General features: G+C 72.4%; 20 protein-coding genes. 6 read left to right on the top strand and 14 right to left on the bottom strand.

Going from position 1 to position 25934, the window contains the following annotated elements; all coding sequences use genetic code 11:
- Positions 1-408: 408 nt before the first annotated feature.
- Positions 409-1086, top strand: coding sequence for a hypothetical protein (locus DFJ69_RS35435; protein ID WP_116022193.1), 678 nt, complete (start codon positions 409-411; stop codon positions 1084-1086).
- Here DFJ69_RS35435 and DFJ69_RS09810 read toward each other — a convergent pair.
- Together DFJ69_RS09810 and DFJ69_RS09805 are read right to left on the bottom strand one after the other, a co-directional pair.
- Positions 1074-2006 (bottom strand): aminoglycoside phosphotransferase family protein, encoded by a 933-nt coding sequence (locus tag DFJ69_RS09810; RefSeq protein WP_116022192.1) that lies wholly within the window; start codon positions 2004-2006, stop codon positions 1074-1076. The genes DFJ69_RS35435 and DFJ69_RS09810 overlap by 13 nt on opposite strands.
- Before the next feature lie 51 nt (positions 2007-2057).
- Complete coding sequence (locus tag DFJ69_RS09805) at positions 2058-2630, bottom strand: YceI family protein (RefSeq protein WP_116022191.1); 573 nt, start codon at positions 2628-2630, stop codon at positions 2058-2060.
- A gap of 139 nt (positions 2631-2769) precedes the next feature.
- Here DFJ69_RS09805 and DFJ69_RS09800 point away from each other — a divergent pair, with 139 nt between their 5' ends.
- The gene (locus tag DFJ69_RS09800) at positions 2770-3174 is read left to right on the top strand and encodes a winged helix-turn-helix transcriptional regulator (protein WP_116022190.1); all 405 of its coding nucleotides are present in this window, start codon (positions 2770-2772) and stop codon (positions 3172-3174) included.
- 540 nt (positions 3175-3714) lie between these two features.
- Positions 3715-4503, top strand: coding sequence for a helix-turn-helix domain-containing protein (locus DFJ69_RS09795; RefSeq protein ID WP_116022189.1), 789 nt, complete (start codon positions 3715-3717; stop codon positions 4501-4503).
- A gap of 10 nt (positions 4504-4513) precedes the next feature.
- On the opposite strand, the gene DFJ69_RS09790 is transcribed toward DFJ69_RS09795, so the two are convergent.
- The 5 genes from DFJ69_RS09790 to DFJ69_RS09770 form a co-directional block, all read right to left on the bottom strand.
- Positions 4514-6241 (bottom strand): serine/threonine-protein kinase, encoded by a 1728-nt coding sequence (locus tag DFJ69_RS09790; RefSeq protein ID WP_281275828.1) that lies wholly within the window; start codon positions 6239-6241, stop codon positions 4514-4516.
- A gap of 102 nt (positions 6242-6343) precedes the next feature.
- Positions 6344-7282: a trypsin-like serine peptidase gene (locus DFJ69_RS09785; protein ID WP_116022187.1), complete on the bottom strand. Its 939-nt coding sequence runs from the start codon at positions 7280-7282 to the stop codon at positions 6344-6346.
- Positions 7283-7366: 84 nt separating this feature from the next.
- Entirely contained in the window at positions 7367-8305 is a 939-nt protein-coding gene (locus tag DFJ69_RS09780) for a DUF6177 family protein (RefSeq protein ID WP_116026524.1), read from the bottom strand.
- On the bottom strand, positions 8302-8655 hold the full coding sequence (locus DFJ69_RS09775; RefSeq protein WP_116022186.1) for a hypothetical protein: 354 nt from the start codon (positions 8653-8655) through the stop codon (positions 8302-8304). Before DFJ69_RS09775 ends, DFJ69_RS09780 begins: the two co-directional genes overlap by 4 nt.
- Positions 8652-9998, bottom strand: coding sequence for a MinD/ParA family ATP-binding protein (locus DFJ69_RS09770; RefSeq protein ID WP_245974212.1), 1347 nt, complete (start codon positions 9996-9998; stop codon positions 8652-8654). The genes DFJ69_RS09775 and DFJ69_RS09770 overlap by 4 nt, the downstream gene beginning before the upstream one ends.
- Positions 9999-11112: 1114 nt before the next feature.
- Here DFJ69_RS09770 and DFJ69_RS09765 point away from each other — a divergent pair.
- On the top strand, positions 11113-12453 hold the full coding sequence (locus DFJ69_RS09765; RefSeq protein WP_170177597.1) for an LCP family protein: 1341 nt from the start codon (positions 11113-11115) through the stop codon (positions 12451-12453).
- A 182-nt stretch (positions 12454-12635) separates the two neighbouring features.
- Positions 12636-13535, top strand: a complete 900-nt coding sequence (locus DFJ69_RS09760; RefSeq protein WP_116022183.1) for a glycosyltransferase — start codon at positions 12636-12638, stop codon at positions 13533-13535.
- Between the two features lie 34 nt (positions 13536-13569).
- Here DFJ69_RS09760 and DFJ69_RS09755 read toward each other — a convergent pair whose 3' ends face one another.
- The 3 genes from DFJ69_RS09755 to DFJ69_RS09745 all read right to left on the bottom strand — a co-directional run bounded on the left by DFJ69_RS09755 (position 13570) and on the right by DFJ69_RS09745 (position 19337).
- Complete coding sequence (locus DFJ69_RS09755) at positions 13570-15993, bottom strand: DUF6242 domain-containing protein (protein ID WP_116022182.1); 2424 nt, start codon at positions 15991-15993, stop codon at positions 13570-13572.
- A gap of 652 nt (positions 15994-16645) precedes the next feature.
- Positions 16646-17767, bottom strand: coding sequence for an alpha/beta hydrolase (locus DFJ69_RS09750; RefSeq protein ID WP_116022181.1), 1122 nt, complete (start codon positions 17765-17767; stop codon positions 16646-16648).
- A 46-nt stretch (positions 17768-17813) separates the two neighbouring features.
- On the bottom strand, positions 17814-19337 hold the full coding sequence (locus tag DFJ69_RS09745) for a sulfatase family protein (RefSeq protein WP_116022180.1): 1524 nt from the start codon (positions 19335-19337) through the stop codon (positions 17814-17816).
- Positions 19338-19477: 140 nt separating this feature from the next.
- Between DFJ69_RS09745 and DFJ69_RS09740 the strand changes: the two genes are divergently transcribed.
- Positions 19478-20905: a family 43 glycosylhydrolase gene (locus DFJ69_RS09740; protein WP_170177596.1), complete on the top strand. Its 1428-nt coding sequence runs from the start codon at positions 19478-19480 to the stop codon at positions 20903-20905.
- Positions 20906-20937: 32 nt separating this feature from the next.
- Here DFJ69_RS09740 and DFJ69_RS09735 read toward each other — a convergent pair whose 3' ends face one another.
- The 4 genes from DFJ69_RS09735 to glf are packed head-to-tail and all read right to left on the bottom strand — an operon-like array spanning position 20938 to position 25717.
- Positions 20938-21696 (bottom strand): ABC transporter ATP-binding protein, encoded by a 759-nt coding sequence (locus tag DFJ69_RS09735; protein WP_211328568.1) that lies wholly within the window; start codon positions 21694-21696, stop codon positions 20938-20940.
- A complete protein-coding gene (locus DFJ69_RS09730) occupies positions 21697-22566 on the bottom strand; it encodes an ABC transporter permease (protein ID WP_116026523.1) in 870 nt (289 codons plus the stop codon).
- The gene (locus DFJ69_RS09725) at positions 22566-24542 is read right to left on the bottom strand and encodes a glycosyltransferase (RefSeq protein ID WP_245974210.1); all 1977 of its coding nucleotides are present in this window, start codon (positions 24540-24542) and stop codon (positions 22566-22568) included. Before DFJ69_RS09725 ends, DFJ69_RS09730 begins: the two co-directional genes overlap by 1 nt.
- Positions 24539-25717 carry a UDP-galactopyranose mutase gene (gene glf / locus DFJ69_RS09720; RefSeq protein WP_116022178.1) on the bottom strand — a complete coding sequence of 393 codons (1179 nt, stop codon included), beginning with the start codon at positions 25715-25717 and terminating at the stop codon, positions 24539-24541. The genes DFJ69_RS09725 and glf overlap by 4 nt, the downstream gene beginning before the upstream one ends.
- Between the last annotated feature and the right edge of the window lie 217 nt (positions 25718-25934).

The following is a 25934-nucleotide window of genomic DNA, read 5'->3' as shown; positions in this document are numbered from 1 at the left end:
CCCCCCAGCGGCCCGCAGCGGCCCTACGGCCCGCCTGCTCCGATCACGCCGGTGAACTCGCCGCCGTCGGGTCCCACCGGCGGCCCGACCGGCCCCCAGGGACCGCAGGGTCCCCAGGGCCCTCCCGGAAACCAAGGGCCGGCCGGCCCTCAGGGCCCTCCGGGCAACCAGGGACCGCCGGGCAACCAAGGGCCTCAGGGGCCGCCCGGCAATCAGGGACCGCCGGGAAACCAGGGGCCGCCCGGCAATCAAGGCCCCCCCGGCAACCAGGGACCGCCCGGCAAGCCCGGCCCACAGGGACCGGCGGGGCCGCGCGGTCCGGCGGGTCCCGCAGGTCCGGCAGGGCCGGCGGGTCCGGCGGGGCCCGCCGGCGGTGCGGCGGCCAAGGCGACCAACCTCGTCGACGACGTGCTCAACAAGCTGAAGAAGGTCGGCCGCCTCGAGTACCTGATCATCGCGGGGGTAGCGATCGCCGCGACCGCCGTCGCCAACGTCCCCGGCATGTACTCCGCCGCGTCGAACTGGCGTTCCCGGATCTCCAGCGAGTTGGACAAGCCCGGCAACCAGCAGATGCAGGCGCTCAAGACCGCGTCGGCCAAGGACTGGATCGCCGACGACCAGAAGGCGTTCGCGTCGGCCGTCGACGCGTTCATCTCCGACCTGGAGACCTGCCGCAAGTACGCGGAGGCGGTGGGCGGCGCGGTCGACAGCGTCGCGGGTTCGTACACCAAGTACTGGACCTCGCTCGGCAACCTGGTCGGCTCGGCGTTCGCCCTGCTGATCCCGCTGACGATCTACAAGCTGCTGCCCACCCCCGCCGGGGTGATCGCGCGGATCATCTCGGCGACCATCGGGATCATGGTGGTGGCCTGCATCATCAACATGACCGCCGCGCTGCAGAGCTTCATCAGCGCCGCCTCCAATGTCTTCTCCCAGCTCACGGTGGGGGGCCGGGTGATCCAGCTCGAGAACCTCAAGCCGACGGGCGGCGCGGCCATCAAGTTCAACGACGCCAAGATCAACTGGTCGCCGCCGTCGACCTACGTGGAGCCCAAGCGCAACCAGCCGGCGCCCTACGGCAAGTGAACGCGGGGGCGCAAGAGGGCCTCGGCCACGGCGATCTGGACGGCGCTGAGTTCGGGCTCCTCGTCCTCGATCTCCCACAGGAGGTTCTGGAGCACGCGGCCGAGCGTCCACGCCACCGCGCGTTCCCGATCCAGGTCGAGGATCTCGGTCATGAGGTCGAACCGGCGACGTACCGCACGGTGGACGTCGCCGGTCGCCACGACCTCGTCCCAACGGTTGTCGAGGGCCGGCAGCAGCTCGAAGCACGGATCGCCCACGAGCGGCTGCGGGTCGATGGCGAGCCAGGGTTCGCGTTCGCCCGCGAGCACGTTCTCGTAGTGCAGGTCCCAGTGCAGCAGCCGGTCGCCGGGCTCCCCGACCACCTCCCGGAGGGCCGCCGCGCAGGTGCGCAGCAGTCGCCGGTCGTCCTCGCTCGGCAGCGCGGTCACCGCCTCGGGGACGTCCGCGAGCATCGCCTCCGCGATGTCCTTCAGCGTGCGCAGGCCCGGCGGAGCGGGAACGGCCACCAGGCGGGCGAGCAGTTCGGTGAGGATCCGCAGGGCCTGCGCGTCGTCGGGCACCGAGGCGAGCGAACGGTCGCCGTCCAGCCGTTCCAGCAGCATCGTGCCGGTGCCGGCGTCATGGTCGAGCAGCCGCACGGCGCCCCGGCCGTCCCAGGTGCGCAGGCCCACGGGTTCGCCGACCGTGTCCTCGGTGGAGGGCTGGAGCTTGAGCGCCGCCGGGGTCCCGTCCGCCCGCAGGACGGGGACGACCAGGGCGACGAACCCGTGCCGGGTGGGGCCGTCGGGGGTCAGGTCCCAGCGGTCCAGGAAGGACTCGGCCAGATCGGGGAGGGCGGCGATCCAGGCCTTCCCCTCGTCGCCGCTGTGGTCGGCGTGGTGGTCGGCCAACGCGTCGGGCGCCTCGATGCGGTGGATCACGTCGCTCCGTTCATGGTGGCGTGCTCACCCGGAGCGTAGTGCGACGGGCGGTCAGTCCGTCTGGAGGGCGGCCTGGATGTCGAGGGTGATCTCGATCCGCTCGCTCAGCATCACGCCCCCGGGGATCGGGCTGTTGAAGCTGATCCCGAAGTCCCGCCGGTCGATCTCGCCGGTCGCGGTGAACCCCACCCGGGCCCCCGTGGGCACGTCGGGTCGGAACACGTCGGGACCGATGCCGTTCAGCTCCAGCGCGAGCGGCACGGGCCGGGTCACGCCCTTGAGCGTCAGCTCCCCGTCGAGGACGAACGCGTCGCCGTCGGGGCGCAGCCCGGTGGAGCGGTACGTCATGAACGGGTACTTCTCCACCTCCAGGAAGTCGGCCGAGCGGACGTGCTCGTCGCGCTGGGCGTTGCCGGTGTCGACCGAGGCCAGGTCGATGGAGGCGGTCACGCTGGACGCCAGTGGATCCTCGGCGGTGACGACCCGACCCTCGAACGCGCGGAACGCGCCGCGGACCTTGCTGATCATGAGATGCCGGACGGTGAAGCCGACCTCCGAGTGCGTCGGGTCGATGACCCAGACGCCGGTGACGTAGCCGGGGATCCGGACGGTCTCGACGGTCATGGTGTCTCCTTGGTCATGAAGGGTGAGCAGGTTCCTGTCCGTGGGAAGGTTCTTGAACGGAACCGTTCTCATCCTGCGCGGCGGCGTTCCGGCCGCACAAGAAGGCACTTTTTCCTGCCTCGGTCATCGGGAGGTAACCATGGAGGTCCAACCGCCTGAGGGGCGTCTGGCCACCGGCTGCGGGGCACGCGAGATCCTCGACCGCATCGCCGACAAGTGGTCGTTGTACGTGATCAGCCTGCTCGGCGAACGCACCCTGCGCTTCACCGAGCTGAAGCGCGGCATCGACGGCATCAGCCAGCGGATGCTGACCGTCACCCTGCGCGCGCTCGAACGCGACGGCCTGGTCAGCCGCACCGTCTACCCGGTGATGCCGCCGCGCGTCGACTACACGCTGACCGACCTCGGGCGCACGCTGCTGGAGACGGTCACCACCCTCGTCGGATGGGCCGACCGCAACCTGGAGGCCATCGAGGCCGCCCGCGCCGACTACGACACCCGCGCCCAAGCGCTCCGTGCCCTCACCGAGGGGCTCCCCGACTGACGCACCGGCCCGAACGTCCGCCCGGTGCCGGTGTGACGGCCTCGCCTACGGTCTCCTCGTCAGCCGCACCGTTGCGAACGTCCGTCCGGCGCCGGTGTCGCACCGTCGACTGACGTGCCGACCTGAACGCTTCGCCCGGTGCCGGTGTGACGGCCCTGCCTACGGTCTCCTCGTCAGCCGCACCGTTGCGAACGTCCGTCCGGCGCCGGTGTCGCACCCTCGACTGACGTGCCGACCCGAACGCTTCGCCCGGTGCCGGTGTGACGGCCCCGCCTACGGGCTCTTCGACAGCCGCACCGTTCCGGACGTCCGTCCGGTGCCGGCGTCGCACTCCCGACGGTGGCCTCCCCGACCGACGTACCGGCCCGAGCGCTCGCCCGGGGTCCCCGACCGCCGCACCGGTTCGACGTCCGTCCGGTGCCCTCGCCGACGGATCCGGCCGACGTACCGGGGTGGACGTTCGGGGCGTGGCGGCGGGGTGGTGCTGACCTACCGTTCAGGTCTGGTGACGGACCGGTGGGCAAAGTATACGTTTCCGTCATGAAACGGCGTGTCGTCGAGTTGGAGCTGGAAGTCACCGACTGGGTGGAGCATCTGGTCGCGGCGGAGTTCGGCATCGCCGCCTTCGCCATCAACCTGATCGCCGCCCTCGGGGCGCTGCGGGCCGGCCCGCGCGTCCAGGGCGTCGGCGGCGGGCGCTCCCCCCTGCAGGTGATGCGGTTGTACCCGAGGACCGAGCCCGCCGGGCTGGTCTACTGGTGCGCGCCCGGACACCGGACCGTCCTGTTGACGGTGTGGCGCACCACCCGAATCTCCGAGACCCACGAGAGCGAACGCGCCCGCACGGCGCTGCGCGAGTGCACGGCGCACCCGGCCGACGACCACCGGCCCTGGGCCGAGATCGTCAAGCGGCGGATCGTCGAGCCGGGCGCGGCCGAGATGTACCAGCAGGCGTCCGTGGCCCACGCCTTCGGGCAGCACGTGTACCACCTGCGGCGGCTGCACCGGCTCCGCCGCGACGAGTTGGCCGCGGCGGCCGACACCACCGAGGACCTGGTCACCCGGTGCGAGTCCGGGGGGCTCATGACGACCACCCCGGCCGCCGGCCGGATCGCCTCGGTCCTCGGCTGTCGGCACCTGCTCGCGCAGGCGCCGCTGGCCGTGCCGACACCGACGGCGATCCTGCTGGGCGACGAGGATCCGACCGAGGTGCCACCCCCGGTGGCGTTCCCCGGCGAGGACGACCGGCCCGCGCACCAGGCTCCACGACGACGTCGGCGGCTTCTGCCGTCGCGCAGGTCACGGGAGCGCCGGACGCTGCGACCGTGAGCGGCGGCGCTCAGCCGATCTGGGCGAGGGCGGCCTTGGCGAGCTCGATGGCCTCCCGTCTGGCCTGGGCGTACGGGAGGTTGCGGCCCTTGAGGGTGCGGCCGCCGCGGACGGAGGGCGGGTAGTCGGCGGCGGTCCACTTGACGTCGATCACGACGTTGGCCCGACGCACGTACAGGCGGGCGCCGCCCATCCAGTAACTGCGCAGGTCGTCCTCGCTCGGACCTGCGGTGATGGGGCTGAACTGCTCGGAGGCGATCGCCTCGTCGCCGAGGCCCGACAGGCGTTCGCGGCTGCGATGGTAGGTGGGGTCGCCGACGTTCTCGTAGTTGCCGTCCATCTCCTCGCGGGCCCGCTGGGTCCCGGTCCTGTCACCGAGGGTCTGGAAGATTTGGGCGTCGACGCTCAGGTCCAGGGCTCCGACGTTGTTCCGCCGCTCCCAGTTGCAGAATCGGAGGTCGGGGCTGGTGTTCTTGGCCGGGTCGAAGGGCGCGCCCCGGGCCTTGGCGGGGAGCACCTTGGTCAGCGCCCGGCAGAGGTCCGGCAGCGTGGTCACCTCGTTGCCGCCGGCCGTTCTCCCCGTTCCCCCCGACGAGCCGGGGTCGGCGGTGCGTCCGGAACCGGTGGTGCCGCCGGACGCGCCGGGCCCGGACCCGTCCGGACCCTGCTGGAGGACGTACGCCGCCACCCCGACCACCAGCACCACCAGCAGGCCGATCGCGATCAGCGCGACGGCCGGCCCGGCCGAGCCCCGCGCGGGCATCGGAGGCGGCGTGAAGGGCGGCGGGGTGGAGTGCGCCGCCATCGGCATCTGCGGCATCTGCGGCGGAGCCATGTACGGGGCCATGTACGGGGCCGGCGCGGGTGCCGGAGTCGGGAACGAGGGAGGCGTCGGGGCCGGCGGGGCGAACATCGCCGGCGGCAGCGCGGCCGGCGTCCACGCCTGGGTGACCAGCCGCCGCGCCCCCGTCTGCGGGTCGTCGGCGTCGCCCACCAGCGCCACCACGAGGTTCTCGGCGGACGGACGACGGGACGGGTCCGGATCCAGCGCGGCGGTGATGAGCGGCCGGAGCGCGTCCGGCACCCCGGTCAGGTCATGGGAGCCCTGGTACGCCTTGGTCGCCAGCACCATCATGTTCCCGCTGCCGTACGGGTGACGTCCGGTGGCGGCGTAGGCGATGAGCGAGCCCCAGGTGAACACGTCCACCGCCGTGTCGACCCGGCCGTCGAAGAGCTGCTCCGGGGCGATCCAGCCGGGGCTGCCGACGACGAATCCGGTCTGCGTGTGCCGTTCCGAGGAGTCCAGGGCCCGCGCGACGCCGAAGTCGATGACGCGGGGGCCGTCGGCCGACAGCAGCACGTTGGACGGCTTCAGGTCCCGGTGCACCAGCCGCACACCGTGGATCGCCACCAGCGCCGTCGCGATGCCGACCGCCAGCGCCCGCAGCGGCTCGGCCGGCAGCGGGCCGTGCTCGTCCACGTGGTCGCTCAGCGAGGGACCCTCGATGTACTCGGTGACCAGGTACGGGGCGCCGTCCGCCTCGCCGTGGTCGAGCACCCGTGCCGTACAGAACGACGCCACGCGACGGGCGTTGGTCACCTCGTCGGTGAAACGGGCCCGGAAGCCCGCGTCGGCGGCCAGCTCCCGGCGGATCACCTTCACGGCCACCGGACGCCCGTCGGGGGCGACCCCGCGGTAGACCGCGCCCATGCCTCCTTGGCCGAGGCGTCCGAGCAACCGGTAGTTGCCGACGACCGTGGGGTCGTCGGACGTCAGTGGTCGCAGGGCGTCGGTGCCGGGGGGCAGGGGCTCGCTCCTTGTTCGGGCCCCACGAGGGGCTCAGGCGTGATTGTCGGCGTAGCCCCGGAGGCTCATGATGTCCTTGTCGAAGTAGGCCGCGTACGACCTCCAGTGCACGTCGCCCCCGGCAAGATAGCCGCCCAGGACGCCGTTGATGTAGCCGGTGCCGGTGCTGCTGTTGAAGTTCAGCAGCCACGGGCTCCCGCTCGTGCCCCCGTAGAAGCCGTTGCACTCCATGCGGATCTGGAACCGCGAGTGCCTGCTGGTCCTGGTCCAGCACCGGATCGGGCGGTCGCGCCGGTCGGACCTGATCCTCGGATAGCCGGTCACGTAGACCGTGTTGACGTATCCCCGGTTGATGGCGATGCGGTTGGAGCCCACCACCTGCTGGATCCTGCGTTTGTCGCTCGGGCGCGGGTGCAGGGAGACCACCCCGTAGTCCACGTCGGGGTCGCTCTGGGTCGCCCACAGCCTGTGGACGAACAGCCTGCGGGCCGGCCAGGTGCCGAAGGGACGCCGACCCCGGTCGTACTGGGGCACGAAGGCGACCTTGCGGGCGTAACCCTTGCCCCGGCCGCCGTGGATGCAGTGCGCCGCCGTGAGGATGAGCATCTTCGACCGGCTGGCGACGACCACACCCGTGCAGTAGCGGTCACCCGCGCCGTTGTTGAAGAAGAGGGCCCCGACCGTGCGGACGCCGTCGTACGTCGTCGCGGTCCGCGCCGCCCCGGCCACGCCGGTCCTGCCGGACGTGGAGTCGCGCCCGGTCACCGGGGCCGCCTTGGCCATCCGCTCCGGCGTCCAGTACGACTCCACGTCGCGGGCGGCGACGGCGCTCACCGCGTTGCTGACGGCCGTCTGCTGAATCCGGACGACGGGCGGGTCCTCCTCGGTGAGGACCGCCACCCCGAAGGTGGCCGCAGCCACGCCGCAGACCGATCCGACGGTGACCCAGTGCCGCACACGTCCCAAGCGCATTTCCCAAAAACTACCGACACTTCCATCCTGACGGCCACGGCAAACGTCACAGAACGATCACGTTGCCCCGTCGGACACGGCGGGTCACGACGTCGTCAGGTGGCTCAGCAGCTCCCGATGCCGCTGCCAGCCCTCCGCCGAACGCCCGTCGCCCAACTCGAACCAGGTCATCGGCGCCTGCGGCGGGCCCGCCGGACGGGCCGGGACGCCCGCGGGGCCGGTGCGCTCCCCGGCCACCGCCATGCCGACCGGCGCGGGTGTGCCCATCCAGCGGGGCTCGTAGGTGACGTCGGGTCGCCCCGGGCTGAGCTGGGCCAGCAGCGAGGCCACCGGGTGCTCGCCGACCAGCGCCTCGACCAGCGCGGGCAGGTGCGCCGACGCGGGCGGGTCGGCGGGCGGGTGCCCGACGGTGAGCGTGGTGACCTCGGCGGTGCCGCCCTGGGAGAACTCCACCGTGGCGATCGCGGTACGACCGCCGCCCGCCCCCACCACGATGAGCCGGACCGGGGCGTCTCCCGCCTCGCGCACGTACGAGGTCAACTCCGGGCGTCGCCAGGTGTGCGCGACCGGCTCGGCGTCGCCCCAGCCCGCCGGCGGACGGCCGGTGAGCAGGGCGATCAGTCGTTCGACCTGGCCGCCGAGCACGCTGTGGCGGGTGTGCCGGGCACGGTAGGTCAGGGTGAGCTGGGCGCCGATCGGCCCGCTCGGACGGGTCACGAAGCCGGGCGCGTAGTCGCGGGCGTCCGGCACCGGGGCGAAGCCCGTGCCGTCCCAGCGCAGCGGCCGGCCCGTGAGCCCCTCGTAGTACGCCTCGCCGTCGCGGACGACCCACTGCATCGCCGGGCCCGACACCCGCAGCGGCATCGACAGCCGGGTGGACGGGGGCGTGACGATCTGCAGGGTCCGCCCGGAGCCCGACGCCTCGGCCATCGCCTCGACCAGCCACGGGGACAGCGCCACCAGCGGACGGTCCTGGAGCACCACCATGGCCCTGGGGGTGACCACGTCGAGCACGGGGCTCACCGAGCCGCCCCGCTCCACACGGTGCCGCCGTGCCTGGCCACCAGCTCGTCGGCGCAGGATCGGGCCACGTGGGCGGCGTTCGCCAGATCGGCGGCGGCGCGGATGTCCACCCACCAGACCGGGGCGGGCGCCCGCACCCCGTCGCAGAGCAGTCGTTCGACCTCGCCGGGCACCGTGACCAGCGTCGGGTCCGTGACGAACACCACGAGGCGGCCGGAGTCGTCGTACACGCGGCACGCGCCGCCCGCGGCGGTCACCGCCAGCGGCAGCCTCAGCCGGGGCCCCAGCCCCTCGAGGACCGCGCCGACGTCGGGTCTGTCGTTGGTGAGCGCAATGACGTCCGTGCTCACACCGCTCCTCCGGTGAGGGACCGGGCGAAGACCTCGGCCGCGATCCAGGAGGCCGCGGCGCGGACGGTGCCGCTCACCCTGGCGGGGGAGATCGCCGTACCGGTGGCCAGGTGCCGATCGTAGGGCACCACCACGACCGGCAGGCCGCCGTCGCTGAGGACCTGACGGGCGCGTTCCAGGTCGGCGTCGCCGTCGGCGTGCGGGGAGTGCGTGACCAGCGCCACCACCGTGCGCGACAACAGCTCCTCGTAGCCGCTGCCGACGAACCAGCTCAGCGTCTGCCGGGCGCTCAACGCGCCGTCCACCGTGCCGGGGGTGACGAACACCTGGGCGTGCGCGGACGCGAGCACGCCGCGCTGGAGCCGGGCCACGATACCGGCCCCGCAGTCGATGACGGCGGCCGAGAAGTACCGCCCCACGCCGGCGGCGGCGGTCTGGAACGTTTCCAGCTCCAGTTCGGACACCCGGCCGCGCGCCGTCGCCGACAGCAGCCACAGGCCCTGCTCGGTGGTCGCCAGGAACTGCGCCGTCTCCTCCCACGACCGGGGCTGCGCAGCGGCCAGGTCGTGCATGGAGCGTTCGGGCTGCGCGCCCAGCCGCAGCGGCAGCGAGCCGAGCCCGGAGTCGGCGTCCATGGCCAGCACCCGGTCGTCCCGGTGCTCGGCGATCACGGCGGCGAGCAGCGCCGCCACCGTGGTCTTGCCCGCGCCGCCGCGGATCGAGGTCACCGCGATGCGGCGGCAGGACGGCACGGGGGACTGGATCCGCTGCGCCACCCCGGTGGTCTCACGGAGATCCCCGGCCGCCGAGGCGCCGACCGCCTTGCGCACCCCGCGCCCGACCCGGCGCAGCGCGGAGTCGCCGTGCGCCCGACGTCTTACGAGCGCGTCGGCCGACATCTGCCCCGCCTGGTGGTCGACCTGGTCGTAGGTCTGCTGCCGGGCGCCGTCCACGAAGCGCGCCCCCGCGGCGTCACCCGCCGAGACGGAGGGAACGGGCGGCCCGGACTCGGACGACTCGGGGGAGCCGCCGATGACGGGCGTGCCCGGACCCTGGTCCGATGCGGCGGCCGGCGCCCAGGGCGACACGGCGGCCGACACGTCGTGCGTCCGGCCCGGCTGCCCGACGAACGGCGGCGGATCCGTCGTGGTCGCGTCGAGGTCGGGCCGCCCCGGCGGCCGCGCCAAGGACCCCGGCCCCGACGGCGCGGCCTCCGACGGACGCACGTGATCGCGCACGGCCGGCACCGACGGCATGGGCACCGGGTGCTTGGGCGGAGGCACCGGATGCATGGGCGCGGGCAGCGAACGCTGCTCCAGGCCCCGTTCCGACGTCGACGCCACAGGCGCCGACGCGGGCGCCGGCCCCGGCGCCGAGCCCGGCGTGGACACCGGGTCGGGCACGGGCGACGGGCCGAGCGCGGGCGTCGGGTCGGGTGCGTGCGTTGGTCCGGGCCCGGACGTCGAACCCGGTACGGGCGTTGCGCCGGGCCCGGTCATCGGGTTCGGCCGAGGCGTCGAGTCCGGTCCGGGCGTCGCAGCGGTGTGGGCTGGGCCAGGGCCGGGCGTCGCGGGAGGCGTGTGCGTCGTGCCGTGCCCGGGCGTCGTGCCTGCTGTGGGTGTCGGGCCGAACCCGGGCGTCGGCGTCGCTGTGGGCGTCGGGTCGGGTGCGTGCGACGGGTCCGGGGTGTGTGTCGGGTCGAGGGCGGGTGGTGTGGCTGGGCGTTCGGAGGGGTTCGGGGGGGCGGGGAGGGGTGTGGGGGTGGCGGGCTCGGAGCGGAGGGAGTCCTTCGGGGGGAGCCCGAAGACCGCCGTCGTCTCGCGGCCCGGCGGGGGTGGTGCGCCCAGCACCGGGGGTGTCACCTCTTGGAGGGAGCCCTCGCCGGTGACGGATCCCTCGGGGTACCAGACGGACGGGCCCGTTCCGGTCGGTCTGCCGGGGCGCGGCTCGGACGGCGGCGTGGGGGCCGGGGCCCCGACCGGCGCGGGCAGGGGAACGGAACCCGGAGGCCGGGGATCGGCGAGTCCGGCCCCGGCTGCGCCGAGATCGCGCAGTACCGCATGCTGCCACTCCCGATCGGACACCGGTCTCCTCTCAGCGTCGCGACTGATCGGACGAACACCCTGGATGCGGCCCGAGTCTAGTCGCGTCGGGACGACTCGGTGGTCCCCACCGGAGCCGGGAGGACGGGGCCTGCCGGAAATTCCGGGATCGTGTCATCCGCGCCCAGGACCGGGACGTCTTCTCCATGAAGGACATAAGGTGCGAACTTGACGTCCTGGTGCGCGAGCAGGGATCGTCATGCCCACCTGCTGCGACAGCAGTGACCAGTGTCCTACCTGTGATGGAATATTACGGATGGAACGTTTGGCCACTTCGGAGCGTATCGCCCCCCCGGACCGGCCGCCGCCAGGCGACGGACGGCGGTGGCGCCTGCTCGGGTGGGCCTCCATCGCGATGTCCGTGGTGATGGTGCTCGGCAGCCTCACCGCGTACGGGTTCTATCGCAGCATCAACGGCAGCATCGAGCGGGACAACGTCGACGACCAGCTCAACGCCGACCGTCCCGAGAAGCTCAACAGCTCCCTCAACATCCTGCTGCTCGGCTCCGACAGCCGGGAGGGCGAGAACAAGCAGTTCGGCGACCAGGCCGGCGGCGGGTCGGACACCACGATCCTGATGCACATCTCCCCGGGCGGCGACCGGGCCATCGGCCTCAGCTTCCCGCGCGACTCGATGGTCCAGATCCCGCAGTGCAAGAAGGACGACGGCACCCGGGTGTCGCCGTCCTTCGGCATGCTCAACTCGGCGTACGCGTTCGCCGGCCCCTCCTGCACGTGGAACCTGATCGAGTCGCTGACCGACATCCGCATCGACCACTACGCCGAGATCGACATGTCCGGCTTCATCAAGGTGGTGGACGCGCTCGGCGGGGTGGAGATCTGCTCCCCCAAGGCGATCCGCGACCCGAAGGCCGACCTGGTGCTCAAGAAGGGCAGGCAGACCGTCAGCGGCCGTACCGCCGTCGGCTACGTGCGCACGCGCACCGGCGGGCTCGGCGACGGCTCCGACCTGTCGCGCATCAAGCGCCAGCAGGCGTTCATGGGCTCGGTGGTCAACAAGGCCACCAGCGGCGGGCTGCTCAAGGACCCCGGCAAGAGCTACGCGTTCCTCAAGGCGGTCGCCGGCGCGGTGAAGGTGGACGACCGCCTCACCTTGAGCGGCATGCAGAAGCTGGCCGCCAGCCTGCGCGGGATGAGCGCCGGCAAGGTCACCTTCGTCACGGTCCCGGTGATGGGGTACCCCGCCGACAAGGCCCGGGTCCAGATCAACCCCACGCTGGCCAAGCCGCTGTTCGACGCGATCAGGGAGGACAACGAACTGCCCCCGCCGCCGGCGCCCGAGAAGCCGCCGGCCGACCAGGCCGTGCGACAGCCGCCGGCGAAGCCGAGCGAGACCAAGGTCGCCGTCTACAACGGCACCGGCACCGACGGGCTGGGCCAGCGCACCGCCGACGGGCTGGAGGACAAGGGCTTCCAGATCACCAAGGTCGGCACCAAGCAGCAGTCCGCCTCCACCCCCACCCGGATCCTGTACGGCGCGGGCGCCGAGCGGCAGGCCGCCGCGCTGGCCAAGGCGGTGCCCGGCCACCCGCCCCAGGCCCACCCGTCGGTGAAGGCCGGGCTCGTCTATCTGATCATCGGCAAGGACGGCGCCAGGCTCCAGGGCACCGGCACCCCGCTGCCCAAGATCGACGGAGAGATCCGCGCCGACCAGGACGTGTGCGCACAGGCATGACCCGAATGCGGCACTCCGATGCGCACGTTACGAAAAGGCAAACAAATACCGAGATCGACCATAAGGGTCCTGACCTTCGGGTCGGGCAGGTATCTTAGCCGCGCAGTGACCGCAAACCCCCTAAACCCCCCTCGATCGAGCCGATAGGGCGTCGGCTCGCTCCCGTCACAGAGATGGCAGTCATGGCCCCCGAACCGTTCTCCCTGCTAATGACCGTCTATGGCGGTGATCGTAAGGAGTATGTCCGGGCGGCATTTCACAGCGCCGTGCACGACCAGGTCCTGCGGCCCGACGAGGTGGTGCTGGTGCAGGACGGGCCGGTGTCGCCGGAGCTCGCGGTCTGTCTGAAGGAGCTGGTGTCCGGCAGCCCCGTCGAGGTCAACTTCCTCCGACTCGAGCGCAACCGCGGCCTCGGCCCGGCGCTGGACGCGGGGCTGGCCGCCGGCCGCCACGACATCGTGGCCCGGATGGACGCCGACGACGTGGCCATGCCGCACCGTTTCAAGCTCCAGGTGCCGCTGGTGCGCGCCGGCGCCGACCTGGTCGGGGCCGGGCTGCTGGAGTTCGGCGCGGACCTGAACGACATCGTGGGCCGCCGCATTCCGCCCAGCGACCCGATGGACATCGCCCGCTATTCGCGCATCCACGACCCGTTCAATCACCCCACGGTGGTGTACCGGCGCAGCGCGGTGGTCGCGGCGGGCGGCTACGGCGACCTCCCGCTGATGGAGGACTACTGGCTGTTCGTGCGCATGATCGCCAACGGCGCGCGGGTGGTCAACCTGGCCGAGCCGCTGGTCTACTACCGGGTCAGCGACGGCGCCTACGAGCGCCGGGGCGGCCGCGCGCTGCTGAACTCCGAGCTGCGCCTCCAGCGGGAGATGCTCCAGTACGGCTTCATCACCCGGCCCCAGTACCTGCGGAACGTGGCGCTGCGCGGCGGCTACCGGCTGGTGCCCACCGCGGTCCGCCGGCCGTTCTACCGCTGGATCGTCGCGCCGTACGGCGCCCGCCGCAATCGCAACCGCTCCCGCGGCCGCATCGTCGCCGCCACCAGGGACGGCCTCCCGCCCGTCGGTTGAACGGCCGCGGCCCTCGCCGCCGCCCGGGAGACCGTTAGGGGAGCGGCGGACGCCAGAGGACCGGCTGCTCGGCGTGATCCCCGACGAACCCGCCGACACCCAGCACCCGGCCCCCGAAGACGGTGAGGCCCTCGATCCGCTGGTCGCCCGGACCGGCCAGCACGCCGCCGACCCTGGCGGCGGTCCAGGTCACCCCGTCGGGGGACGTCCAGGTCACGACGTCGGTGCCGCCCGGTCGCCCGGTGACCCCGGTCGCCAGGAAGCCGCGGGCATGGGCCAGCACGGCCGTCGGTCGGACGTCGACGCCGCCGGGCGGGATCGGCGGCGCGACGGCGCGCCAGGTCTGTCCGCCGTCGGGTGAGACGAACGCCAGCGGGGCGACCCCCTTGCCGGGGACGAAGCCCTCGCCGACCGCCACCAGACGCTGCCCCGCCGCGACGACCCGTTCGACCGTCCCGTCGGCGAAGCCCCGGGGCAACGGCAGCTCGCGCAGGACCCAGTTGCGGCCGTCGGCGGACGACCACGCGGCGGGCGCCCGCCGGAGCCGGCCCTCCTCGCCCTTGAACACGCCGCCGCCCGCGGCGAAGCCGAACGGCCCCCCGACGACCGAGCGCATCCACCGGGCGGCGTCGCCGTCGGCCTTCAGGTCGTGGTCGTCCGCGCCCTGGCCGCGCTCCCAGGTCTTCAGGTCGGCGGAGAACCAGACCGCGGCGGAGTCGCCGTCCGTGCCGACGATCGCGTAGCCGGGGCCGGCCGACGCCGCGGCGCCGGTGGTCAACGACTCGTCGTCGGGCTTGAACGCGTCGTCCTCGATCTCCTGCCAGACGGTGCCGTTGGCCGAGGAGACGACCAGGGGCACCCGGGGCCGGGTCCCGCCGATCCCGACGGCCAGCCAGCCGCGCGCGCCGTGCGTCACGGCGGTCAACTGCTGGCCCTGCGCCCGGGAGGTCAGGTCGGTGGGCAGCGCGGCGCGCAGCCACGTGCCGCCGTCGATCGACGTCCAGGCGGCGGCGTCGCCGTCGGTGCCGCCCACGGCCACGGCGAGGCCGCCGCCCCCGGCGGTCACCGTGGACACGGACCGGTCGGGCGGGAACGCGCCGGGGACCCGGGACAGGTCGATCGGCCTCTCGCCGCCCGCCCCGCCGTGGGTGCTCAGGAACGCGTCGGAGTCGTCGCCCGTGCGGTCGGTGCCGACGACGAACGTGCCGCCGCCGGTCGTCGCGGCGCCCAGCGGCTGCTGCCGCGCGGTCAGCGAGATCGTGCCGGTCTCCTGCCAGTCGGCGCCGTCCGGGCTGGTCAGCAGCACGGCCTTGGCCTCGGCGAGGACGATCGCGACATGGCTCTGGGCGGCCGGCAGCAGCCAGGCCGTCCGCTGGTATCCGGAGGTCTCGATGGTGCCGGCCTCGCTCCAGGACGAACCGTCGCCGGAGGAGTAGATCTGCGCGTGCCGTTCGTCGCCGTCGCGGATCTCGCGCACGGCCAGCAGCCCCTTGGGGCCGCCGCCGATGGACAGCCCGACCGAGCCCTTGGGCGCGGGGACGCGGGCGATCTTCCAAGTGCGTCCGCCGTCGCCGGAGCTCCAGACGGCCCCGCTGCTCCTGGCGCCGCTCCGCCCGGCGTTCACGACGCGTTTGCCCTCGACGAGCAGGGTCCGGCCGTCGCTCGCCGCGTTCATCAGGGTCAGGCTGGCCTTGCCGGCGTCGATGCCCAGCGAGTCGCCGGTCAGGCGTTCCCAACCGCGGCCGTCCGGGGAGAGCCACACCACGGGCTCGGCGTCGGTGAAGTCGCCCTTGGCGGACGTCGAGCCCACGGCGATGAAGCCCGGGCCGCCCGCCTGGATCCGTTGGACCCTGTCCTGCCGCTGGAAGGCGGACGCCGCCGTGTACGGGAGGCGTTCCCAGGAGCGCCCGTCGCGGCTCGTCCACAGGATGCCGCCGGCGGGGCGGCGACCGAACGCGACCCAGCCGGACGTGGAGGCGGCGACCAGCCGGGGAACGTCACCGGGCGCGTTGGCCTGGCCGGCGGGCGGCCGTACGCCCGCGACCTGGAACGTCCGTCCGGAGTCGACCGACACCAGGAACCGTCCGTGCGAGCCGCCCGCTCCGGCGTCGTCGCCGACCGCCACGACGGTGGATCCGACGGCCGCGACGTCGGTCAGATGCTGCGTCCGCCCGTCGAAGGACGCCCGGGGATTCGAGGCGAACAGACCACCGGCCGGCACCGCGTCCGCCGCGGCCTGCGGCGCGGAGTCACCGCCCCGCAGCACCGTCACCGCCACCGCCGCGACGACGGCGACCGCCGCCAGCGCCGCCGCACCGACCAACAACGGCCGCGCCGCCGGCCGCCGGCCCCGACGCTGCGGACGATCCAGCCGCCAGGGCTCATAGGGCTGGTACGACGCGTCCGCCGCCTGCGCCCCGCCGGCCGCCGGAAGGGCGGGCCACTGCGGTCCGCCCACCGGCGCCACCGCCCCGGAGAACGGCGACGGCCCGGCTTCCGGAAGCCCACCGGGCGGCGGAGGGACCTCGGGGACCTGCGGGGCCCACGCCGCCTGCCCTTGGACATCGCCGGGCGGGGAAGGAAGCGCGGGGGGCTCTGGGGTCCACGCCGCCTGGCCTTGGGCGTCGCCGGGCGGGGAGGTCTGTGGGCCCCATGCCGCTGGGCCCTGGGCGTCGCCGGGTGGGGGAGGAACGTCGGGAAGTTGCGGTGCCCAGGCTGCCTGGCCCTGGGCGTCGCCGGGTGGGGGAGGGAGCTCGGGGGGTTGCGGTGCCCAGGCCGCTTGGCTCGGGGCGTTGTCGGGTGGGGGCGGCCAGTGGGCGTTGGGTGTTTCGGGTGCGTGCTCGGACGGCGCCCAGTGCGGCGGGGGAGGCGGGGCGGGCTCGTGGGCCCACTGCGGGACGGGCGGCGGCGCGAGGAAGTCGGGATCGGGCGGACCCTCCGTGGGCCGGTCCTCCGGCGGTGGGGCGGGATGGTCCGGCCTCTCGCTGTCGGTCACGCTCGCCCTCTCCCTGGTCCCGCCCTTCCCCGGCGGCGCGATGGCGTGACGACGCCCGGGGACCGCCGACCCGATGATACCGGCACGGATCGGGGCGATCGCGGGGCCGGCCGGATCACCCGGCCTTGAGCTGCGCGCTCATCCAGCGCATGATCTCGGGGGTGAGTCGGCGGAAGGTGCCGAAGTTGTGGCCGCCGTCGTCGGGGAAGAGCGTGTCGACCCGCAGCGGCGGCTTGGCGAGGGACGCGAACTTGCGGGCCTGCGGGAAGTCCCGTTCGACCTTGCTGGACGCCAGCAGGATCGAGGTCGGCGGGGGAGGCAGGTGCTCCAGCCGCCAGAGCAGGTCGTTGTCGTTGCGGACCAGCTTGCTGCCGCCGTAGAGGTCGCCCGTCGTGGCGTCCTTCACCGCCTTGAGGTAGCCGCCCAGGGACGCGCCGGCCGCGTACCGGTCGGAGTGCAGCATGGCGAGCTTGACGGCGCAGTAGCCGCCGGTGGACTGCCCGAGGACGCCCCAGCCCCGGTGATCGGCGGCCAGCCGGTAGGTCGCGGAGAGCACCTCCGGGGCGTCCTGGGCGAAGAACGTCTCGGCCTGCGGCCCGCTGGGCACGTCGGTGCACTCGGTGTCGCGCGGCGGCGCCACGGTGGTGCGCGTGATGACGTAGATCATCGGCTGCGTCCGGCCCGCCTTGGTGTCGTCCTTGGCGGTCTTGGGCAGCTCCTGGCGCTCGATGAAGTTGCGCGGGTCGCCGGGGTAGCCGGCGAGGGTCAGCACCACGGGGAAGCGCCGGGCGGCGAACTCCGGCTGGAAGTACTGCGGCGGGAGGTACACGTAGGCGTCCAGGCTCAGCCCCGTGCGGGCGCCGCGGATCGTGATCTCCTCGATCCGGCCGTCCGTCTTCGGGTCGTGCAGGCCGGACGCCTTGTTCATCTCGGAGACGTTGCGGGCCACCGGCTTGGCCGGCTGGGCTCCGGTCCCGCGTCCCCGCTCCAGCTTGACCGGGCCGCTCGTCGTTCCGAGCAGGTCGTTCCAGGTGGAGTAGAACAGGAAGTAGGAGTTGATGCCGACGGCCAGCGCCAGCACGATGACGAACTGACAGGCGACCAGCACCCCGAGTCGGGCCAGCACGTGCTTGATCCCCGATCCGGAGACCTTGGGGGTCAGCCAGACCGTGAGGGCGACCGTCGCGATCGCCGCCACCGTGAGCAGGACGACGAAGGCGTCGCTGGTGAGTTGCATGAAAATCCTTTGATACGGCGTGGATCCGACGCGGCCGCGCGCCCGATCACCTGGCCTGGTCGGCGGTCCGGCAGCGGGCGCCGGAGCAGGTCTTCAGGGCGCGCAGCGCCGCGCTCAACTGCCGGAGCCTCGCCGGGGAGAGCGCGCGGGCCCGGTTGTGGAGCTGGTGCGGGTCCCTCGCCGTGTCGTAGTACTCCCGCTCGCCGTTGGCGTACTCGACGTACAGGCTGTTCGCCAGGCGCAGCGCCCAGTACGACGGAGGGTTGCCGTCCGCGGGGCCCTGCCGGTCGGGGTCGTAGGCCACCAGGTCGTGCTTGCGCTGCTGGACGAGGACGGCCGAACGCCACGGCCGCACGGCGCGCCCGTGGATCCACGGGGTCAGGGCGCGTCCGTCGATCCCGGCCGGGACGGGCACGCCCGCCAGGTTGAGCAGCGTGGGGTGGATGTCGGTGTTCTGCGTCAGCGGGTTGACGGTGCGATCGGCCGGCACGTTCGGGCCCGTCACGATGAGCGGCACCCGGATGTCGGTGTCGAACGCGGTCATCTTCCCGCTGAGGAGCCGGTGCTGGCCCAGGTGGAAGCCGTTGTCGGAGCTGAACACCAGATAGGTGTTCCGGGCCAGTCCGAGCGCGCCGAGCTGACGCTGGAACCGGGCGATCATCTCGTCGACCGACAGCATGGTGCGGACCCGCTTGCGGAACTTCTCGTCGATCGACTGGACGCCCTTGCCGCTCAGCGCGGGACGGGAGCGCAGCCACCGCGGCTTGTCGGACACGTCGGGCTCGTTGAAGGACGGGGGCCGCGGCGCCCGCAGCGCGGGAACGGCGCCGGCGTGCCGGGGCGCGGGGACGATCGGGCCGTGCGGCGTGAACAGCGAGACCTGCATCATGAAGGGCTTTTTGGCCGCCTTGGAACGCTGTATGAACTGTATTCCCTTGGTGGAGAGAACATCGGTCATGTAGTCGCCCGGACGCGATCCGTAGCGCACCCGCCTGCCGTTCTCGCTGAGCGTGTAGTTGAAACCGGAGTAGCCGTCTCCGGCCACATACCATTCGCTCCAGCCGGGGGGGACGCGGGCGGCGCCGGCGGCGGAGCCGGCGGGCTCATAGCCGTTGAGGTACTTGCCCATCAGGGCGGTACGGTATCCGGCGGCCTGCAGCGCCTTGGCGTAGCTGCGCGTCTCGCCGCCGCGCTCGTGAAACGCCTGGTAGCCACCGTTCGGGGGATAGTTGGTGACCACGCCGGTATTGTGCGGGAAGCGTCCGGTGAAGATGGTGGCGCGGGACGGGCAGCACAGCGAGTTGGTCGCGAAGTAGTTGCTGAACGTGACTCCCGTACGCTGCATGCGGCGCACGGTCGGCATGTGCGGTACCAGGTCCGTGGACAGGTCGTCGGTGAGGACGAAAATGATGTTCGGTCGTTGGGCCCCGCGCTCCTCGCCGGAGCCGCGCAGAGCGCCCGCCGGCGATCCGTCGGCGCACGCGGACAGGGCCATGAGTCCGATCCCGAAGCCGGCCGCCAGTCGGTTCAGTCGTCGCCGGAACAATGTCTGCCTTCCCTTGATGTCCACTTCCTGGGCAAGCCTAGTGACTTCACGGAGTTGTTCTGATCGGTCGGTGAGATCCCCCTTGTGCGCGTCGTCCGCCGGGCGAAGGTGAGGGGAAACGTCAGATGCGGGTGCCGGGTTTCGCCGTTTCCATGATCATAGGTGTGACGTCCGGGGTGTTCGTGACCGTCGCCGCCACCGTGCTGGACGGACGGGCGGCGCGGCGCCCCGTGGCGCTGCCGTCGCCGACGCCGACACCCTCCGTCTCCACGGTCGCGCCCGTCCCGACCCCGACCTCCGATCCGCCCGTTCCACGGGTCGCGCACTCGCCGACCCGTCCGGTGATCGACTCGAACTTCCCCGATCCGACGGTGCTGCGGGTCGGATCGACGTATTACGCCTACGCCACCAACGACGGGCCGACGGAACTTCCCATCGCGACCGCCCCCACGGTGAACGGCCCATGGAAGAGGCTGGCCGGAGACGGCCTTCCGCGCCTGCCCGGCTGGGCGGTCGCCGGCCGGACCTGGGCCCCCGAGGTGATCGTTCGCATGGACGGCGGCACGACGACGTACGTCCTCTACTTCGCGGCCCGCAGACGCGGACAGGACAAGCAGTGCATCGGCGTCGCCACCGCCACCGCGCCGCAGGGACCGTTCGTCCCGGTCGGCGACCGTCCGCTGGTGTGCCCGCTCGACCTGGGCGGCGCCATCGACCCGGCCTCCTTCGTGGACGGCGACGGCACCCGGTACCTGCTCTACAAGACGCGCGGCCACTATGACGCCAAGCGTCCGGCGGCCATCTTCCTGCAGCGACTGACGCCCGACGCGCTCCGCCTCGTCGGGCCGCCCCGCCGCATCCTCGCCCGTGACTCGCGGGAGCCCGTTCTCGTCGAGGCGCCCGAGCTCGTCCGCCGGAACGGCAAGTACGTGCTGTTCTACGCCGCGGGCTGGTACTTCCAGGACACCTACGAGACCCGTTACGCGGTGGCCACGTCGATCGGCGGGCCCTATGTGAAGGGCGCCGCCCCCGTACAGTCCACCGGTCACTACCGGGACCGGATCGTCGGGCCGGGCAGCGTCGACGTGGTCTCCGAGGAGACCGGGCAGGTTCTGGTCTTCCACGGCATCCTGAAGGGGGCCGAGGGCGACACCGGGCTCGTTCGGGGCATGTACACGGCCGACCTCGGCTGGATGGGCGACCGGCCGGTCGTCCGGGGGGCGGCGGTGCCCTACGAGGCCGAGCACGGCCGGCGCGGCGCGGGTCTGGAGGCGTACCGGCGTCCCCGCGCCTCGGGCCGCCGGGTCGTCGGTCCGGCCCGGGGCCGGGAGAACTGGCTGGAGCTGCGCGTGTACGCGCCGGGCGCGGGGCGCTACTCGGTCCGGATCGTGTACGCCGACCGCTCGGAACGACCGGTGCGTCCGGCGCTGTCCGTCAACGGCGGCGCCGCCGCGACCGTCCCCTTCCGCAGGACGGCGCCGGGCCGTTGGGTGGCGGTCACCGTGCACCGGGAGTTCCGCGACGGCTGGAACGTCCTCCGGCTGCGGCACATCGCCCGCAAGGCGGAGGTGGACCGGATCGAGATCGCCTGACCTCGTCGGCGGCCCCGGGCCGTGGGCGCGGCTCAGCGCGCCGGACCCGAGGTCAGCCGCCGCTCCTGGCGGTCCTCCCGCCACAGGCGGCCGGCCGCGACGGCGTCGCCGTCGAAGGTCACCCGCCCCTGCCGCATCATGACGCCGCGGTCGCACAGCCGGGTGAGCATCTTGATGTCGTGCGCCACGATGACCATGGTCCGGCCCTCGCCGCGCATCATCCGGATCCGTTCCAGGCACTTCTCCCGGAACGGCGGGTCGCCGACGGCCAGCACCTCGTCGATCAGGAAGATGTCGGGGTCGGTGTGCGCGGCGATCGAGAACGCCAGCCGCATGAACATGCCCGAGGAGTAGAACTTCACCTGGTTGTCGAGGAACCGCCGGACCTCGGAGAACTCGACGATCTCGTCGAACCGCCGGTCGATCTCGGCCTCGGTCATGCCCAGGATCGCGCCGTTGAGGTACACGTTCTCCCGGCCGGTCAGCTCCGGGTGCAGCCCGGCGCCCACGTCGAGCAGCCCGGCGACCCGGCCGCGCACCAGCACCGAGCCCTGGTCCGGGACCAGCACACCGGAGATCATTTTCAGCAGCGTGCTCTTGCCGGAGCCGTTGAGCCCCATCAGCGCCACCGTCTCGCCCGGCTCGAAGGTCAGGCTGACGTCGTCCAGCGCCATGAACGAGTCCGACAACGGCTCGCGGCGCAGCACCCGCACCGTCATCTCCTTGACGGAACGGGCGTGCCGCAGGGTGAAGCGCTTGCTCACCGAGTCGACGATGATCGAAGGGGACACCTAGAGCTCCTGGGCGAATCGCTTCTGGGTCCGGGCGAACACCAGACGACCGGCGAGCAGGACCAGCACGGCGACGGCCAGCGAGATCGCGCCGTGGACGTACATGTCCGGCGGGAACGCGTAGGTCTCGTCCGTGCCGGGCCACCAGAACGCCCGCTGGAACATGGTGACCGCGCTGACCAGCGGGTTGGCCAGATACACCTCGAGGACCCAGGCCGGGGCGTGGGTGCGCACGTGGGCCCACGGGTAGATCATCGGCACCGACCAGGTGACGACGATCATGGAGATGTCGACCGCCTGCTCCAGATCCCGGAAGAACACGTTGACCGCCGCGCACAGCAGGCCGAGCCCCAGCGCCAGGATCACGAGGATGGACAGCCCGAGCGCCGCCGCGCCCAACGCCTGCGGCGACGGCCGCCAGCCGTTGACGGTCGCCCCGATCAGCAGGATCACCAGACCGGGCACGAAGTGCACCAGCGAGACCAGCAGCGAGGCGGTCGGGAACAGCTCCCGGGGCAGGAACACCTTCCGGATCAGCGGGGCGTTGCCCGTGACCGAACGGGTCGCCGCGTGCAGCGTCTCGGTGAACAGGTTGACCAGCACCATCCCGGAGAACAGGTAGATCGGGAAGTGCTCGATCTGCCGGTCCATCCCCAGGAAGACGCCCACCACGGCGAAGTAGACCGAGAAGTGCACCGCGGGCCGCACGTAGGACCAGCCGAGGCCCAACAGCGACCCCTTGTAGCGCGACCGCAGCTCCCGGCGCACCAGCAGCCGCAGCAGGAACCGGTTCCGGGCGACCTGACGCAGCCCGCCCCCGGAGTTGGGCGGCCGGAGCCGGTCACCGGGGGCGATCGCCGTCGTGGGCATTACGTGGCCGGCCCGGCCGAACCGAACGTCGCGCGCCACGCCTCCGGCGAGACCAGCTCGTCCTGGGCCGCGCGGTAGTCGCGGCTCAGCCGGGGCCACTCCCGGCTGAGCCTGGCGTGCAGCCGGGTCGTCCGGGCCATGATCTGCTTGAACCGGGCCGGGTCGCGCTGGTACCAGGCGACGTTCGCGCCGTCGGCCGAGGACACCAGCGCGCTGTCGAACTGCGACAGCAGCCCCCAGTGCCGGTCGATGTGCGGGACGGCCGCCTGCGGGTGCTGCAGCGCCTCGCGGTCCACCGCGCGCATCTGCTTGAGCGTGCCGGCCAGCGCGCTCTTGATCACCTTGACCCGGCCGCGCGGCGGCTTGGGGTTGCGCCCCCGGCGCGGCGGCCGGCTCTGGTGGACCCGCGGGAACTCGTCCACGTCGCCGCGGTTGCGGGCGTCGGAGAAGCCGGCGCGGAGCGCCCGGACCTCCGACACCTTGGTGGCGATCTCCGCGTGCATGTGCGCCGGCCCGGTCAGCACGTCCTCGATGGCGGACAGCATCAGCTCGGCGGTGGAGTACTGCATCGCCAGGGCGTGCTTCACCGAGATGATGTAGCTCTCCTTGACCAGGTTCCCGCCGCGCTCGTAGGGCGAGTGGAGCAGCGCGGTGACCAGGCGGTTGCGCTCGTGGAAGTACGCCTGCCAGTCGATGCCGTCGTCCTTGTCCTGCCACGGCACGTGCCAGGCGGCCACGCCGGGCAGCGACACGGTCGGGAATCCCGCCTTCTGCGCCCGGACGCAGTACTCGGCGTCGTCCCACTTGATGAACATGGGCATCGACAGCCCGACCTTGTTCACCACGTCGACCGGGATGAGGCACATCCACCAGCCGTTGTAGTCGACGTCCACCCGGCGGTGCATCCAGGTCGTCTCGAGGAGGCTCTTCTCCTCCTCGGCGAAGTCGTGCTCGCGCCAGGTGTGCGGGGCCTCGTTCCACCACCAGCGGTAGCGCTCGATCGTCTCGCCGTAGGCGTGCAACTGCGACCGGACGAAGAGGTTGAACATGTGGCCGCCGACGATCGTCGGGGTGCGGGCGTAGTCGCCGAAGGTGACCGCGCGCAGGATGCCCTCGGTCTCGGTGACCACGTCGTCGTCCAGCAGCAGCACGTAGTCGCTGCGGCCGGCCCGCACGGTCTCGTCCATGGCCCGCGCGAACCCGCCGGACCCGCCCAGGTTGGCCTGGTCGATGACGCGGAGCCGGTCGCCCAGCGCGGCGGCGGCCCGGGGGAAGTTCTCATGGTGCTCGATCCGCTGCGAGCCCTGGTCCACGACCAGGATCTCGTCCACGATCTCCAGCACGTCGGGCGCCTCGCTGAGCGCGATCAACTGGTCGACGCAGAACGACGGCCGGTTGTAGGTCGTGATGCCGAGGCTGACGCGGCCCTGTTTCGTGGTGCCGGCGTCGGCGCACCAGTCGGCGCGTTCGAGGACGGCGGTGCGCTCGCCCGCGATGATGTCGAGCCAGTACCAGCCGCCGTCGATGAACGGCTCCAGCGACAGCCGGAGCGTCTGCTCGTGCGAGGTGTCGCTGTCGACCTTCAGGGAGTCGACCCGCTGGATGTGGCCCTTGGAGCTGGTGCGGTAGACGATGACGGTGGCCTGGCCCCGCACGCGGATCCGCAGCACCACCTCCTGGATGTTCGTCCAGCGCCGCCAGTAGCTCGCGGGGAACGCGTTGAAGTAGGTGGCGAAGGACACCCGCTGACCGACGGGCACCACCACGCTGCGGCGGCCCGCGCGCGCGCTCTCGGCGGTGACGGCCGATGCGGCGTCGGCCGGGTCGACGGCGGCCCGCTCCTCGGCGACGGCCTCGGCCCCGCGCACGATCTCGCCTTCGATGTACAGCTTCAGCACGTCGAGGTCCCGGTCGACGGGCATCACGACACGTTGCAGTACTCGCAGCTCGTCGGCCGCGCCGTGCTGCTCGGTCACTCGTCCACTCCTCCGCTGATGAGCCGTGCCCCTTCGGTGAAGTGGGGGCGCAGCCGGTTGTCGACCATGCTCAGCGCGCTCGCGATGGCCATGTGCATGTCGAGGTACTTGTAGGTCCCCAGCCGTCCGCCGAACAGCACGCCCTGCTCCCGCCGGGACATCTCCCGGTAGCGCAGCATCCGCCGCCGGTCGTCGGCGGTGTTGATCGGATAGTACGGCTCGTCGCCGCGCTGTGCGAAGCGGGAGAACTCTCGCATGATGACCGTTCGGTCGGTCGGGTAGTGCGTGCGCTCCGGGTGGAAATGCCGGAACTCGTGGATGCGCGTGTAGGGGACGTCCTCGTCGGCGTAGTTCATCACCGGGGTGCCCTGGAAGTCGCCGGTGGGCTTGACCTCCATCTCGAAGTCGAGCGTGCGCCACCCCAGCTCGCCCTCGGCGTGATCGAAGTAGCGGTCGAGGGGGCCGGTGTAGACGACCGGGACGTTGCCGACCACCTCGTCGCGCAGGTCGAAGAAGTCGGTGTTCAGCCGCACCTCGATGTTGGGGTGGTCCGCCATCCGCTCCAGCCACGCGGTGTAGCCGTCGACGGGCAGGCCCTCGTGGGTGTCGTTGAAGTAGCGGTTGTCGAACGTGTACCGCACCGGCAGCCGGGTGATGATCTCGGCGGGCAGGTCCTTGGGGTCGGTCTGCCACTGCTTGGCCGTGTAGCCGCGGATGAACGCCTCGTACAGCGGGCGTCCGATCAGCGAGATCGCCTTCTCCTCGAGGTTCCGCGGCTCGCCGGCGGCCTGCCCGGCCTGCTCGGCGACGAGCGCCCGCGCCTCGTCCGGGGAGAACGCCCGACCGAAGTACTCGCAGATGGTGCCGAGGTTGATCGGCATCGAGTAGACCCGGCCCTTGAACGTCGAGTAGACCCGGTGCTGGTAGTCGGTGAACCGGGTGAACCGGTTCACGTACTCCCACACCCGCTCGTTGGAGGTGTGGAAGAGGTGGGCTCCGTAGCGGTGGACCTCGATCCCGGTCTCGGGCTCGGCCTCGCTGTAGGCGTTGCCGCCGATGTGGTCGCGGCGGTCGATGACCAGCACGCGCAGCCCCATCTCGGCGGCGCAGCGCTCGGCCACGGTGAGCCCGAAGAAACCGGATCCGACCACTACAAGATCTACGTTCACGAACATCCTCTGAGCAGGTGGACGAGTTCGGGGCGCGCGGGCCCGGCCGCCGATCCGGCCCGCGTCCGCCGGGGACGCCCGCACGCCGGGCGAGGGGCGCGCGCCTCGGGGGACTCGGGGACCTCGGGGAACTCGGGGAGACGATCCATGGGAGATGACAGCGGAAACAACCGGACTTAGGCGGAGGTATGCGCAGATAAGATACCCGCCGTAGAACGGGTGC

The organism is Thermomonospora umbrina (genome assembly GCF_003386555.1).
Taxonomy (GTDB): domain Bacteria; phylum Actinomycetota; class Actinomycetes; order Streptosporangiales; family Streptosporangiaceae; genus Thermomonospora; species Thermomonospora umbrina.
This window is presented reverse-complemented; position numbering and strand designations above follow the sequence as displayed.

Excerpts from the sequence above, each read along its gene's own strand:
- DFJ69_RS09760 (WP_116022183.1), top strand. The coding sequence starts at position 12,636 with ATGGCCCCCGAACCGTTCTCCCTGCTAATGACCGTCTATGGCGGTGAT.
- DFJ69_RS09750 (WP_116022181.1), bottom strand. The coding sequence starts at position 17,767 with ATGCAACTCACCAGCGACGCCTTCGTCGTCCTGCTCACGGTGGCGGCG.
- DFJ69_RS09785 (WP_116022187.1), bottom strand. The coding sequence starts at position 7,282 with ATGCGCTTGGGACGTGTGCGGCACTGGGTCACCGTCGGATCGGTCTGC.
- DFJ69_RS09730 (WP_116026523.1), bottom strand. The coding sequence starts at position 22,566 with ATGCCCACGACGGCGATCGCCCCCGGTGACCGGCTCCGGCCGCCCAAC.
- DFJ69_RS09795 (WP_116022189.1), top strand. The coding sequence starts at position 3,715 with ATGAAACGGCGTGTCGTCGAGTTGGAGCTGGAAGTCACCGACTGGGTG.
- glf (WP_116022178.1), bottom strand. The coding sequence starts at position 25,717 with ATGTTCGTGAACGTAGATCTTGTAGTGGTCGGATCCGGTTTCTTCGGG.
- DFJ69_RS09765 (WP_170177597.1), top strand. The coding sequence starts at position 11,113 with ATGTCCGTGGTGATGGTGCTCGGCAGCCTCACCGCGTACGGGTTCTAT.
- DFJ69_RS09800 (WP_116022190.1), top strand. The coding sequence starts at position 2,770 with ATGGAGGTCCAACCGCCTGAGGGGCGTCTGGCCACCGGCTGCGGGGCA.
- DFJ69_RS09805 (WP_116022191.1), bottom strand. The coding sequence starts at position 2,630 with ATGACCGTCGAGACCGTCCGGATCCCCGGCTACGTCACCGGCGTCTGG.